The 12,908-nt window shown below is 69.7% G+C and carries 12 protein-coding genes and 3 tRNA genes; 8 read left to right on the top strand and 7 right to left on the bottom strand.

The window, feature by feature from the left end; translation table 11 throughout:
- Positions 1-33: 33 nt before the first annotated feature.
- From ACFY3J_RS34530 to ACFY3J_RS34520, 3 genes are all read right to left on the bottom strand, one after another.
- Positions 34-106 (bottom strand) — tRNA-Gly (locus ACFY3J_RS34530).
- A gap of 81 nt (positions 107-187) precedes the next feature.
- A tRNA-Gly gene (locus ACFY3J_RS34525) sits at positions 188-259 on the bottom strand.
- Positions 260-407: 148 nt separating this feature from the next.
- Entirely contained in the window at positions 408-725 is a 318-nt protein-coding gene (locus ACFY3J_RS34520) for an Lsr2 family protein (RefSeq protein WP_384185710.1), read from the bottom strand.
- A 364-nt stretch (positions 726-1,089) separates the two neighbouring features.
- Here ACFY3J_RS34520 and purS point away from each other — a divergent pair, with 364 nt between their 5' ends.
- The 6 genes from purS (at position 1,090) to purM (ending at position 8,084) form a co-directional block, all read left to right on the top strand.
- On the top strand, positions 1,090-1,362 hold the full coding sequence (gene purS / locus ACFY3J_RS34515; protein WP_225076334.1) for a phosphoribosylformylglycinamidine synthase subunit PurS: 273 nt from the start codon (positions 1,090-1,092) through the stop codon (positions 1,360-1,362).
- Entirely contained in the window at positions 1,359-2,039 is a 681-nt protein-coding gene (purQ, locus tag ACFY3J_RS34510; RefSeq protein ID WP_384185714.1) for a phosphoribosylformylglycinamidine synthase subunit PurQ, read from the top strand. The genes purS and purQ overlap by 4 nt, the downstream gene beginning before the upstream one ends.
- A complete protein-coding gene (gene purL / locus ACFY3J_RS34505) occupies positions 2,036-4,294 on the top strand; it encodes a phosphoribosylformylglycinamidine synthase subunit PurL (protein WP_384185717.1) in 2,259 nt (752 codons plus the stop codon). Before purQ ends, purL begins: the two co-directional genes overlap by 4 nt.
- A gap of 127 nt (positions 4,295-4,421) precedes the next feature.
- Positions 4,422-5,219 carry a sterol carrier family protein gene (locus ACFY3J_RS34500; RefSeq protein ID WP_390842487.1) on the top strand — a complete coding sequence of 266 codons (798 nt, stop codon included), beginning with the start codon at positions 4,422-4,424 and terminating at the stop codon, positions 5,217-5,219.
- A 235-nt stretch (positions 5,220-5,454) separates the two neighbouring features.
- Positions 5,455-6,984 carry an amidophosphoribosyltransferase gene (gene purF / locus ACFY3J_RS34495; protein ID WP_384185723.1) on the top strand — a complete coding sequence of 510 codons (1,530 nt, stop codon included), beginning with the start codon at positions 5,455-5,457 and terminating at the stop codon, positions 6,982-6,984.
- Positions 6,985-7,016: 32 nt separating this feature from the next.
- On the top strand, positions 7,017-8,084 hold the full coding sequence (gene purM / locus ACFY3J_RS34490) for a phosphoribosylformylglycinamidine cyclo-ligase (RefSeq protein WP_384185726.1): 1,068 nt from the start codon (positions 7,017-7,019) through the stop codon (positions 8,082-8,084).
- A 144-nt stretch (positions 8,085-8,228) separates the two neighbouring features.
- Here purM and ACFY3J_RS34485 read toward each other — a convergent pair whose 3' ends face one another.
- Together ACFY3J_RS34485 and ACFY3J_RS34480 are read right to left on the bottom strand one after the other, a co-directional pair.
- A complete protein-coding gene (locus ACFY3J_RS34485) occupies positions 8,229-8,480 on the bottom strand; it encodes a DUF3073 domain-containing protein (RefSeq protein WP_384185729.1) in 252 nt (83 codons plus the stop codon).
- 299 nt (positions 8,481-8,779) lie between these two features.
- Complete coding sequence (locus ACFY3J_RS34480; protein ID WP_390842486.1) at positions 8,780-9,874, bottom strand: Leu/Phe/Val dehydrogenase; 1,095 nt, start codon at positions 9,872-9,874, stop codon at positions 8,780-8,782.
- Between the two features lie 282 nt (positions 9,875-10,156).
- Here ACFY3J_RS34480 and ACFY3J_RS34475 point away from each other — a divergent pair, with 282 nt between their 5' ends.
- Positions 10,157-11,023 (top strand): hypothetical protein, encoded by an 867-nt coding sequence (locus ACFY3J_RS34475; RefSeq protein ID WP_384185735.1) that lies wholly within the window; start codon positions 10,157-10,159, stop codon positions 11,021-11,023.
- 563 nt (positions 11,024-11,586) lie between these two features.
- Complete coding sequence (gene bldC / locus ACFY3J_RS34470; protein ID WP_003949541.1) at positions 11,587-11,793, top strand: developmental transcriptional regulator BldC; 207 nt, start codon at positions 11,587-11,589, stop codon at positions 11,791-11,793.
- A gap of 474 nt (positions 11,794-12,267) precedes the next feature.
- Here the strand turns inward: bldC and ACFY3J_RS34465 are convergent, their stop codons facing one another.
- The gene (locus ACFY3J_RS34465) at positions 12,268-12,462 is read right to left on the bottom strand and encodes a DUF6274 family protein (RefSeq protein WP_390842485.1); all 195 of its coding nucleotides are present in this window, start codon (positions 12,460-12,462) and stop codon (positions 12,268-12,270) included.
- 201 nt (positions 12,463-12,663) lie between these two features.
- Positions 12,664-12,738: transfer RNA gene (locus ACFY3J_RS34460), tRNA-Asp, on the bottom strand.
- Positions 12,739-12,908 lie beyond the last annotated feature (170 nt).

Here is a 12,908-nt window from a genome sequence, read left to right as displayed (position 1 = left end):
ACCCCGGTCCGATGGACCGGGGTCTTTTTCCCGAGCGGACGACGAGGCTCGAACTCGCGACCTCAACCTTGGCAAGGTTGCGCTCTACCAACTGAGCTACGTCCGCATTGCCTCCGACCGGCTCCCACCGATCGGTGCGAGCACCAGCCTACCTGATCCACAGGAGTGGTCGGGACCGGCGGTGCAGAGCGGGTGACAGGAATTGCACACTGCGCCTTCCCCCTGGAAGGGGGATGTTCTACTACTGAACTACACCCGCATGGACTCCGTGGGTCTCGGCCTTCCGGCCTCGCCCCTCGGCGTGCTCCAGACATTAGCTGATCAACAGGGGGTGTGCGCAAGTCGGTTGCCCCCAGGGCCCGCTGACGGGCCCTGGGCCAGGGCCGGGCGCTCCGGGAGCGACCCGCTCACTGGGCCGCGCTGAACGCCTCGTAGACCTTCTTGGGGATGCGGCCGCGGGCCGGCACGTCCATTTTGTGGGCCTGCGCCCAGGCGCGGACGGCGGCGGGATCCGGGGCGACCTCCGTCTGCCGGTAGGTCTTGCCCGACTTCGACCGTTTGCGGCCGGCTTCCACGTACGGCGCGAGCGTCTTACGCAGTTTCTTGGCATTGGCTTGGTTCAGGTCGATCTCGTAGAACTTGCCGTCCAGTCCGAAGGCGATCGTCTCCGCCGCTTCCGAGCCGTCGATGTCGTCAAAGAGAGTGACCACGACACGCTGCGCCACGAATATCGGTCCCTTCGTGCGGCACCTCTGCGGCTCACCGGCTCCGCCATGCCGTGCATGACGTGCGGAGATGTTCGGAGATGCCGACTGTCCGCCTGTTATCGGGAAAAGTATCGGCTGTTGCCAATTCATTTGTACAGTGCCGGGCATTGCAATGGGAAGCCCGACTAAATCTGTCCGCGTGTCCCGGCGCAATACCGGATCGGTCGCCGAACATCGAACTTTCCCAGAACTTTTCACGAAGACCGCCCATCGGCGGTAGGTCGTGACGGGCGTCACGTAGATTCCTACGAGTCTACTCGCGTAGAAATTTTGTGCGGGTAGTCTGAAGGAACCTGCTCAGCACCACACACCGGGAGTGCCAGTGGCACGCGTCGTAGTCGACGTCATGCTCAAGCCGGAGATCCTCGACCCCCAGGGCCAGGCGGTGCAGCGCGCACTGCCGCGGCTGGGTTTCGAAGGCATCTCCGACGTCCGTCAGGGAAAGCGATTCGAACTGGAAGTGGACGGGCCCGTCGACGAGGCCGCGCTCGCCCGCATTCACGATCTTGCCGAATCCTTCCTCGCCAACACCGTGATCGAGGACTTCACCGTCAAGGTCGAGGACACGGCGGAAGTCGCGGAGGCCGCGAAGTGACCGCTCGTATTGGCGTCGTCACTTTCCCCGGCAGCCTCGACGACCGGGACACCCGGCGCGCGATCGGCCGCGCGGGTGCCGAACCGGTCGCCCTCTGGCACCGGGACAAGGACCTGAAGCAGGTCGACGCGGTCGTCCTGCCGGGCGGTTTCTCCTACGGCGACTACCTGCGGGCCGGCGCCATCTCCCGCTTCTCACCGGTGATGGAGACCGTCATCGAGCAGGCGAGGGCCGGCCTGCCGGTGCTCGGCATCTGCAACGGCTTCCAGGTCCTCACCGAGGCCCATCTCCTCCCGGGCGCGATGCTCGGCAACGACCACCTGCACTTCATCTGCCGCGACCAGAAGCTGCGGGTGGAGAACGCGTCGACCGCCTGGACGAGCGACTACACCGCCGGCCAGGAGATCCACATCCCGCTGAAGAACATGGACGGCCGGTACGTCGCCGACGCGTACACGCTGGACAAGCTGGAGGCGGAGGGCCGTGTCGCCTTCCGGTACGTGGACGGCAACCCCAACGGCTCGCTGCGGGACATCGCCGGCATCACCAACGAGGCCGGCAACGTCGTGGGCCTCATGCCGCACCCCGAGCACGCCACCGAGCCGCTGATCGGTACGGGACGTACCGACGGCCTGCCCTTCTTCACCTCGATCCTCAAGAAGCTGGTCACCGCATGAGCAGGACGCCTCTGGACACGGTCGAGCACGCGGCCGCGACCCCCGACGTCGAGCTGCCCTGGGCCGAACTCGGCCTGAAGAAGGACGAGTACGAGCGGATCGTGGAGATCCTGGGCCGCCGCCCGACCGGCGCCGAGCTCGCCATGTACTCCGTGATGTGGTCCGAGCACTGCTCGTACAAGTCCTCCAAGGTGCACCTGCGCCAGTTCGGCGAGAAGGCCCCCGAGAACGACGCGCTGCTCGTCGGCATCGGCGAGAACGCCGGTGTGGTGGACGTCGGCCAGGGCTACGCGGTCACCTTCAAGGTCGAGTCGCACAACCACCCCTCCTACGTCGAGCCCTACCAGGGCGCGGCCACGGGCGTCGGCGGCATCGTGCGCGACATCATCGCGATGGGCGCGCGCCCGGTCGCCGTCGTCGACCCGCTGCGCTTCGGCGCCGCCGACCACCCCGACACCAAGCGGGTGCTCCCCGGTGTGGTGGCGGGCATCGGCGGCTACGGCAACTGCCTGGGCCTGCCCAACATCGGCGGCGAGGTCGTCTTCGACGCCTGCTACCAGGGCAACCCGCTGGTCAACGCGGGCTGCGTCGGCGTGATGCGGCACGAGGACATCCACCTGGCCAAGGCCTCGGGCACGGGCAACAAGGTCATCCTGTACGGCGCCCGCACGGGCGGCGACGGCATCGGCGGCGCGTCGATCCTCGCCTCGGAGACCTTCGACGACGCCAAGCCGTCCAAGCGTCCCGCGGTCCAGGTCGGCGACCCCTTCCAGGAGAAGCTGCTCATCGAGTGCACCCTGGAGGCCTTCGCCGAGAAGCTGGTCGTCGGCATCCAGGACCTCGGCGCGGCCGGCCTGTCCTGCGCGACGAGCGAGCTGGCCTCCAACGGCTCCGGCGGCATGCGCGTCATCCTGGACGACGTCCCCCTGCGCGACTCCACGCTCTCGCCCGAGGAGATCCTCATGAGCGAGTCGCAGGAGCGCATGTGCGCGGTCGTCGAACCGCAGAAGGTCGACCGCTTCCTGGAGATCTGCGAGAAGTGGGACGTCATCGCCACCGTCATCGGTGAGGTGACCGACGGCGACCGGCTGGAGATCTACTGGCACGGCGGCAAGATCGTCGACGTCGACCCGCGCACGGTCGCCCACGAGGGTCCGGTCTACGAGCGCCCGTACGCGCGCCCCCAGTGGCAGGACGCCCTCCAGGCCGACGACGCGAACAAGCTGCCGCGCCCGCGGACGGCCGAGGAGCTGAAGGACCAGGTCCTGAAGCTGGTGGCGTCCCCGAACCAGGCGTCCAAGAAGTGGATCACCCAGCAGTACGACCACTTCGTGCAGGGCAACACCGTGCTGGCCATGCCCGAGGACTCCGGCATGATCCGGATCGACGAGGAGACCGGCCTCGGCGTCGCCCTCGCCACCGACGGCAACGGCCGCTACGCCAAGCTCGACCCGTACACCGGCGCCCAGCTCGCGCTGGCGGAGGCGTACCGCAACGTCGCCACCACGGGTGCGAAGCCGCTGGCGGTCTCCGACTGCCTGAACTTCGGCTCGCCCGAGGACCCGGCCGTGATGTGGCAGTTCGCGGAGGCCGTGCGCGGTCTGGCGGACGGCTGCAAGCAGCTGGGCACCCCGGTGACCGGCGGCAACGTCTCGCTCTACAACCAGACGGGCGAGGTCGCCATCCACCCGACCCCGGTGGTCGCCGTCCTCGGCGTGATCGACGACGTCTCCCGCCGCACCCCGGTCGCCTTCCAGGAGGAGGGCCAGCTGCTGTACCTCCTCGGCGACACCCGCGAGGAGTTCGGCGGCTCGGCCTGGTCGCAGGTGGTCCACGACCACCTCGGCGGCCTGCCCCCGAAGGTCGACCTGGAGCGTGAGCGGCTGCTGGCCGAGATCCTGATCTCCGCCTCCCGCGACGGCATGATCGACTCCGCGCACGACCTGTCCGACGGCGGCCTCGTGCAGGCGGTCGTGGAGTCCGCCCTCCTGGGCGGCAAGGGCGCGCGTCTGGTCGTACCCGACGGCCTGGACGCGTTCACCTTCCTGCTGTCGGAGTCGGCCGGCCGCGCGATCGTCTCGGTGCCGCGCTCCGAGGAGGTCCGCTTCAACGACATGTGCGGCGCGCGGGGCCTGCCCGTCACCCGCATCGGTGTCGTGGACGGCGACTCGATCGAGGTCCAGGGCGAGTTCGAGCTGCCTCTGACCGAGCTGCGCGAGGCCCACGAGGGAACGATCCCGGCGCTGCTGGCGTAAGCCCCCTCGGCACACGCGGTGCGGGCCCCGCCCGGTCCAGGGCGGGGCCCGCCTGTGCGTTCCCCACGGGCGCGGCCGCCGGTCGCAGTCCGAGGCGGCCGAGCCGTGAAGGCATAGGCTCGCCGCCATGCCCCCGGTCAAGAAGCGCACCCGGACCTACGACCCCGGCAAGACCCGCGCCGCCGTGCTGGCGCAGTTCGGCCATGTGCGGGACGCCATACGCACGCTGTCCCCCGAGCAGCTCACGCTGCCCACGCGGCTCGGTGACTGGACCGTGCGGGATCTGATCGCCCACGTCGGCATGGTCCTGTCGGCCGTCGGCCGGCTGCTCGACCGGCCCGAGCCGGCCCGGCAGGACGGCGCCCTGCTCGACTGGCCGTCGGCCATCGGCGCCGACGCCCCGGCCATCGCGGCACACGCCCGCGAACTCGCCGAGCGCAACGCCGACCTCGTCACCTACCTCGACGCCGCCGAACGGAACTTCACGGCCGCCCTCGCCGGCCACCCCGGCACCCGGCTGCTCGACACCAGCGCGGGCGCCCTGCCGCTGGCCGACTACGTCGTCACCCGCGCCGTCGAACTCGTCGTCCACACCGACGACCTGAACGCCGCCGTGCCGGGCCTGGACATCCCCTACGACCGTCAGGCGCTGGCCGCCGCCACACGGCTGCTGGCCGACGCGCTCGCCGCCCGCGCGCCCGGCGGATCGACCGAGGTGCGCATCCCGCCGTACGCCGTCGTGCAGTGCGTGCAGGGCCCCCGGCACACCCGCGGCACCCCGCCCAACGTCGTCGAGACCGACCCGCTGACCTGGGTCCGGCTGGCCGCCGGCCGGCTGGCGTGGCAGGACGCCGTGGCGGCCGCCGAGGTCAGCGCCAGCGGGGAGCGGGCCGATCTCGGCGGACTGCTTCCGCTTCTGGCCTGAACCCGCTCCTCATGGCGTCCACGGCCCGAACGATGTGCGACACCTCACTCATGTCCACTCCGGAAAAGTCCGCAGCGCCTTCCCGGCGGCACCGCCGTCAGCGGATGGATCATCGATGCGGCGCTCTGACCTGCTGAAACGGTGACGGTGCTCGGGAAGTGGCGCGAGAGCGGTCCCGGCCCGGCGCGCATCCCCCAATTCGGACCAGTGGTCGACCTCGCCTACACTCGGAGCCGTGCCACGTGGTGACGGACGACTCAACCACGACCTGCTCCCCGGTGAGAAGGGCCCCCAGGACGCGTGCGGCGTCTTCGGTGTCTGGGCTCCGGGTGAAGAGGTCGCGAAACTCACGTACTTCGGGCTGTACGCCCTCCAGCATCGGGGCCAGGAATCCGCGGGTATCGCGGTCAGCAACGGCTCCCAGATCCTCGTCTTCAAGGACATGGGACTGGTTTCCCAGGTCTTCGACGAGACCTCGCTCGGCTCCCTCCAAGGTCATATCGCGGTCGGACACGCCCGCTACTCGACCACCGGCGCCTCCGTGTGGGAGAACGCCCAGCCGACGTTCCGCGCCACCGCGCACGGATCGATCGCTCTCGGCCACAACGGGAACCTGGTCAACACCGCCCGGCTCGCCGAGCTGGTCGCCGACCTGCCGAAGGACACCAACGGGCGCTCCACCCGCGTCGCGGCCACCAACGACACCGACCTGCTCACGGCCCTGCTGGCCGCCCAGGTCGACGCCGACGGCAAGCCACTGACCATCGAGGAGGCGGCCCACACCGTCCTGCCGCAGGTCAAGGGCGCCTTCAGCCTCGTCTTCATGGACGAGCACACCCTCTACGCCGCCCGTGACCCGCAGGGCATCCGCCCGCTGGTCCTGGGCCGCCTGGAGCGCGGCTGGGTCGTCGCCTCGGAGACCGCCGCGCTGGACATCACCGGTGCCAGCTTCGTCCGGGAGATCGAGCCCGGCGAGTTCGTCGCCATCGACGAGAACGGTCTTCGCACGTCCCGATTCGCGGAAGCGAAGCCCAAGGGCTGTGTCTTCGAGTACGTGTACCTGGCCCGCCCGGACACCGACATCGCCGGCCGGAACGTCTACCTCTCCCGCGTCGAGATGGGCCGCCGCCTGGCGAAGGAGGCCCCCGTCGACGCCGACCTCGTCATAGCGACCCCGGAGTCCGGCACCCCCGCCGCCATCGGCTACGCGGAGGCGTCCGGCATCCCCTTCGGCAGCGGCCTGGTGAAGAACGCCTACGTCGGCCGCACCTTCATCCAGCCCTCACAGACCATCCGCCAGATCGGCATCCGCCTGAAGCTGAACCCGCTGAAGGAAGTCATCAAGGGCAAGCGCCTGGTCGTCGTCGACGACTCGATCGTGCGCGGCAACACCCAGCGGGCCCTGGTGCGGATGCTGCGCGAGGCCGGCGCCGCCGAGGTGCACATCCGGATCTCCTCGCCGCCGGTGAAGTGGCCCTGCTTCTTCGGCATCGACTTCGCCACCCGGGCCGAGCTCATCGCCAACGGCATGAGCATCGACGAGATCGGCACCTCGCTGGGCGCCGACTCGCTGGCGTACATCTCCATCGACGGCATGATCGAGGCGACCACCATCGCCAAGCCGAACCTGTGCCGCGCCTGCTTCGACGGTGAGTACCCGATGGAGCTGCCCGACCCCGAGCTGCTCGGCAAGCAGCTGCTGGAGTCCGAGCTGGCCGCCGGGCCGGCCGCCACGGCCGCGGCCGACGCGATCCGCCGCCCGTAAGCACGCACAACGACACGAAGGTTCCCAAGGTCATGTCTTCCGAGACCACTGGCGCCAGCTACGCGAGCGCGGGCGTCGACATCGAGGCGGGCGACCGCGCCGTAGAGCTCATGAAGGAGTGGGTGAAGAAGACCCGCCGCCCCGAGGTGCTCGGCGGCCTCGGCGGCTTCGCCGGCCTCTTCGACGCCTCCGCCCTCAAGCGCTACGAGCGCCCGCTGCTGGCCTCCGCCACGGACGGCGTCGGCACCAAGGTCGACATCGCACGTCGGCTCGGCGTGTACGACACCATCGGCCACGACCTGGTCGCCATGGTCATGGACGACATCGTGGTGTGCGGCGCCGAGCCGCTGTTCATGACCGACTACATCTGCGTCGGCAAGGTGCACCCCGAGCGGGTCGCCGCCATCGTCAAGGGCATCGCCGAGGGCTGTGTCCTGGCCGGCTGCGCGCTGATCGGCGGCGAGACGGCGGAACACCCGGGGCTGCTCGGCGAGGACGACTTCGACGTCGCCGGCGCCGGTACGGGCGTCGTGGAGGCGGACCGGCTGCTCGGCCCGGATCGCATCCGTACGGGTGACGCGGTGATCGCCATGGCGGCTTCCGGGCTTCACTCCAACGGGTACTCCCTGGTCAGGCACGTACTGCTGGACCGGGCCGGTCTGCCGCTGGAGGCGCATGTCGAGGACCTCGGCCGCACCCTCGGCGAGGAGCTGCTGGAGCCGACCAGGATCTATTCGCTGGACTGCCTGGCGCTGATCCGCACCACCGAGGTGCACGCCTTCAGCCACGTCACCGGCGGCGGACTCGCCGCCAACCTGGCGCGGGTGATCCCGGACGGCCTGCACGCCGTGGTCGACCGCTCCACCTGGACCCCGGCCCCCGTCTTCGACCTGGTCGCCAAGACCGGCGACGTCGAGCGGCTGGAGCTGGAGAAGACCCTCAACATGGGCGTGGGCATGATCGCGATCGTGCCCGAGGAGTCGGTCGACGTGGCCCTCGCCACCCTGGCCGACCGCGGGCTCGACGCCTGGGTGGCCGGCGAGATCACCGACCGCGGCGAGCACACCACGGGCGCGGCCCTGGTGGGGGACCACGCGTGAACCACACCCGTGACCGGCACGCTCCGGCAGCCGGCGCCCGGTGGGCGTCGGCGGGCGCACGAAACCCGGTCCGGTGCGTGAGCCCCGGACCGGGTGAGGTGCGATGCCTACGGCACGCAGGAAACGGCTGAGCCGCCGCGGGCGCTATGCGCCGCGACGGTGCTGCCGCGAGGAGTTGTCGTCCTCGTCCTCGTCGTCGTCCTCGTACAACTCGGCGTACCGTGAGTACAGGTCGTCGTCGTGCTCATCGCCCTCGAAACTGTCGCCGTTCGGTGACTGATTCGACGTCGATGCGCCCAGCTCCTCGGCCAGGCGTGAGAGGTCCGTCCCACCGCTGTTGTACTTCAGCTGGCGGGCGACCTTCGTCTGCTTGGCCTTGGCCCGGCCGCGCCCCATGGCTCGACCCCCTCAACGACGGGGCTCAACGGCCCCAGAGTCTGACACGCGTTCATGATCCGAAACGGGCTCTCCGTGGAGAGACCGGTCCGTAGGGCTTCCACGGTACCTGAGCCCGCGCCCATCCGGTACGTCGCCCACTGGACGCGCGTGTGCGCAGGACCGTCGAGGAAGCCTGTCCTTGCTGGTCAATGGCGATTTTAACCACTTATCCGCAGACGACCCGCCGGTGGAAGTGAGAGTTCTCTCCAACTGTCCACCGGCAGGTACCGCGCGGACGCGCGACGTCCGCCGTGCCGTCAGCCCGCGGCCCGGGCGCTCCTGGCTTCCGACATCCGCTGCTCGGCGATCCGGTCGGCGGCCGCGGCCGGCGGAATCCCGTCGTCCTTCGCACGTGCGAATATGGCCAGCGTGGTGTCGAAGATCTCCGACGCCTTCGCCTTGCACCGGTCGAAGTCGAAGCCGTTCAGCTCGTCGGCGACCTGGATGACACCGCCGGCGTTCACCACGTAGTCCGGCGCGTAGAGGATCGAGCGGTCGGCCAGATCCTTCTCGACGCCCGGGTGGGCGAGCTGGTTGTTGGCCGCGCCGCACACCACCTTGGCGGTCAGCACCGGCACGGTGTCGTCGTTCAGGGCGCCGCCGAGCGCACAGGGGGCGTAGACGTCCAGCCCCTCGGTGCGGATCAGCGTGTCGGTGTCGGCCGCCACCTGAACGGCGGGGTGCCTGTCGACGATGCGCCGCACGGCGTCCTGCCGGACGTCCGTGATCACGACCTGGGCGCCCTCCTTGAGCAGGTGCTCGACGAGGTGGTGCCCGACCTTGCCGACGCCCGCGATGCCGACCTTGCGGTCGCGCAGCGACGGGTCGCCCCACAGGTGCTGGGCGGAGGCACGCATGCCCTGGTAGACGCCGAAGGAGGTCAGCACCGAGGAGTCGCCGGCGCCGCCGTTCTCGGGAGAGCGGCCGGTGGTCCAGCGGCACTCGCGCGCCACGACGTCCATGTCGGCCACGTACGTGCCGACGTCGCAGGCGGTGACGTAACGCCCGCCGAGCGAGGCCACGAACCGTCCGTAGGCGAGCAGCAGTTCCTCGGTCTTGATCTGCTCCGGGTCACCGATGATCACGGCCTTGCCGCCGCCGTGACGGAGGCCGGCCATGGCGTTCTTGTACGACATGCCGCGCGCGAGGTTCAGCGCGTCGGCGACGGCCTGCTCCTCGTTCGCGTACGGATAGAAGCGCGTACCGCCGAGCGCGGGGCCCAGGGCGGTGGAATGGATGGCGATGACGGCCTTGAGGCCGCTGGCGCGGTCCTGACAGAGCACGACTTGCTCATGACCCCCCTGCTCCGAGTGGAACAGGGTGTGCAGGACGCCGTTGGTCACGTCGGTCACGGTGGTGACTCCCGGGGAAGTAGCGGCGAGCGGGGACTGGCCCTCCGAAGACCCCCGCGCGTTGTGGTGGCGGAGGCGGGAGGAGGGGTGGTGTGCGGCGGCCGGTGGGCCGCTCAGCAGGAGATTAGACCCTGACCCCGCCTTCCATGACCCTGGTGGTGGGGATCACCCTCCCCCGGAGTACGCCGCCACCCGGGCGTGGGACGATTTGCAGTGGTTTTCCGTCCACCCGGGTGCGGGCCGGGCGGGTTTCGGGTCCGGTCCGGTGGGGAGGGAGCAGGCGTGCCCAAGGTGTCCTCCGTGGTCGTTCCGTACGCGACCTACTTGCGCGTCTACGAGCCGCTGGCCGCCTTTCCGGAGCCGGAGCGCAGCCACTGGGCGCGCTATGCCCGCCGCCCCGACCGCCCCTCCTACCAGGACGAACTGCGCCGCTCGCTGGCCGACCTGCTGCCCACTCCGCCGGTGCCGGTTCCGGTGCACGAGAGCGCGGACGCGTTCGTGCTCGACGTCGACGGGGTGGTCTGCGTCTGCCCCTGGCGCACCCGGCTGCGCGGCTGGCAGGCCCTGGGCGACCTCGCCGAGGAGTTCCCGGTGGCCGTGCTGGACGCGGTCCTGCCGCCGGTGGTGCGCCGCCAGGCCACCCAGGACTACGAGCGCTGGCTGGCCGACAACCCCGACGCCCGCCCCTGGATCCGCACCGCGACCTGGCAGGTGCCGCTGAACTGGTTCGTGCTGGTCTCGGACGAGGAACGGGAGTACGTCAAGGGCTCCGGTGAGGCCGGGGACCCCGGCTTCGGCGGCGACGTGCCGGCGCTGCGCTACCGGACACCGATGGTGCAGGCGCGGCGGCGGGTGGCGCGCGGGCTGCGGGCGCTCAAGGACGCCATCGACGAGGGGCCGCTGATCGACGGCCTGGTGGACGTCGGACGCTGGCTGGAGGAGTTCCATCCGCGCTCGCTGGTGGAGCTGGACTACGGCGGGCTGGTGCACGCGCTGCCGGCCGGCGAGCTGGAGGGCGACCACTCGGCCGCCGATGTGGCCGAGGGCATCGAGGCGCTGCGCCAGGGCGACGGGGCGGCCGCGGGAGAGGCGTACGGGCGGCTCGTGGAGCGCTGGCGGGCGGTGCGCGACCGGCGCTCCGCGAACTGACGCCGCGCCAGGACCGACCGACCCCGCGCGAGCCCGTGTCCGGGGTGACGCAGATCACGGTTGAACAGGTTGTGAACGGCGTACGGTCGAGGGCGTTTCCGGGAGTTGACGGGACGTAGGTTCCGATCCGGGCGTTTGCATCAAGCGTGACGGACGGCACTTACCCGACCCTTGCGCCGCTTGCCTCTCCTCGTGCCAAAATAGGACAAGGAGTCCGGGGAGGGCTCCATCCGTCCAACTGTGCTCCACTGTGGGCGGAATCTCCGCATTGCACTCTATGGGGGGTCTGGCGACTCCTGATCGTGCTGTGACTGATCGTCACAGTGGCGTGACTGTCCGCTATGGCATGGTCCATCGGCTTCCGTCGCTGATGAACACCTGGGAGGGCAATTCCATCGGTTTGGCCGACGCGGCTGGACAGATGGTGTAGTTGTAGTGCCGAGGACAAGCCGTTCGTCCTATAACCGACTCGACTCGCGTCCGCCATTTCGGGCAACGCGGGTCAAGGTGCAGAATTTAGAGGAAAGAACCGAGAAGGTTCGGTTCTCCCGAGGAGGCCGCTCATGACCGCTCGCACCCCTGATGCCGAGCCGCTGCTGACCCCGGCTGAGGTCGCCACCATGTTCCGCGTCGACCCCAAGACGGTCACGCGCTGGGCGAAGGCCGGCAAGCTCACGTCGATCCGCACGCTCGGCGGGCACCGCCGATACCGCGAGGCTGAGGTCCGCGCACTGCTCGCGGGTATTCCGCAGCAGCGCAGCGAGGCCTGAACAACCGAATAACCGGACGAACCGGCTGGTCCCCCACTGGCCGAGGCGCCCGGAGCCACAGCTCCAAGCGACGGGGGTCCTGCCCCAACAGGCCCCACGCCCAAGCCGTCAGAGCTCCGTAGGCAAGTGAACAAGGGTGCGTCGTCGATCGCGCTGGACTCCGCCGGGTCCAGCGCGATCTTTTTTGTGTGTCTTCCGGAGCCCGAGGGGTGGCTCTGTGAGCGGGCTTGTCGGAGTCTGGGGAGGCTCGGCGGATCATCTGTGGAGCAACACGCAGGGCGGTACAATTGCACATATTAAATTGACCCTGTGTAGGGCGGGTGTAAGTACCGCACTTTTAGAAACTCATTCGGTGACACCCGTCACATGCCGAGGCGCTTGTTGTCGGCCCCGCCTCTGCGCTAGTGGAGGCTCCGGTTCCATCGCCCCATGCCTGCAAGGGAGTTCGGGATTCGAGGTGCGCCCCGGCGCGGCTCACGCCGTCGAGGGGCTGTCGTCCTCCACCGGCCCCTCCGGGGCGCCGGAGGCCGTCCGAGGGGCGCCGGCCATCTCCAGTCGCAGCAGATGGTGGCAGACGGCGCAGCGACGGGTGAGGTGGCGGTACGACGAGGCTGCCGCGAGGTGTGCGCGGAGCAGCGCCCGCGTCTCGTGCCTGGCCGATGCCGCCATACGCCACCTCCAGTGGGCCGCGGGGGAGCGGAGCCTGCTCCCTGGGTACCGAGGGAATGTGACGCCGTCAAGACGCGGCGGCGCGCCACAGGCCGCCACAGGGCCCCTCCGCGCCTCCGGAAGGGGCCGCGCGGACGGGGTGCGCGAACGCACGAGAAGAGGGCCCGTCCCCCCCTCGGGGGACGGGCCCTCTTGACAAAGCGGTCCTGACGGGATTTGAACCCGCGGCCTCCACCTTGACAGGGTGGCGAGCACTCCAAACTGCTCCACAGGACCTCGTTTTGCGGCGCCATTCGTGCGTTGCGCTGCGAGAAGAGACTGTACAGGAGTGGGGGCCCGGGGTCGAACTCACTTAGCTTGAATTTAAAGGTTCCCCCTCGGCCTTCAAGGTCGGGGGGTGTCTTGTTTGTGGGGGTGTTTGCCGACGGGGTGGCGGGGTGCGGGGC

The sequence above is a fragment of the Streptomyces sp. NPDC001231 genome, from assembly GCF_042896885.1.
Lineage (GTDB): Bacteria > Actinomycetota > Actinomycetes > Streptomycetales > Streptomycetaceae > Streptomyces.
Note: the sequence above shows the minus strand (reverse complement) of the source record. Positions and strands in the feature narration are given on the sequence as shown.

What these genes read in the sequence shown, in the direction of transcription:
- bldC (WP_003949541.1), top strand. Translation starts at nt 11,587, where the DNA reads ATGACCGCTCGCACCCCTGATGCCGAGCCGCTGCTGACCCCGGCTGAG.
- purM (WP_384185726.1), top strand. Translation starts at nt 7,017, where the DNA reads ATGTCTTCCGAGACCACTGGCGCCAGCTACGCGAGCGCGGGCGTCGAC.
- purL (WP_384185717.1), top strand. Translation starts at nt 2,036, where the DNA reads ATGAGCAGGACGCCTCTGGACACGGTCGAGCACGCGGCCGCGACCCCC.
- ACFY3J_RS34465 (WP_390842485.1), bottom strand. Translation starts at nt 12,462, where the DNA reads ATGGCGGCATCGGCCAGGCACGAGACGCGGGCGCTGCTCCGCGCACAC.
- ACFY3J_RS34485 (WP_384185729.1), bottom strand. Translation starts at nt 8,480, where the DNA reads ATGGGGCGCGGCCGGGCCAAGGCCAAGCAGACGAAGGTCGCCCGCCAG.
- ACFY3J_RS34500 (WP_390842487.1), top strand. Translation starts at nt 4,422, where the DNA reads ATGCCCCCGGTCAAGAAGCGCACCCGGACCTACGACCCCGGCAAGACC.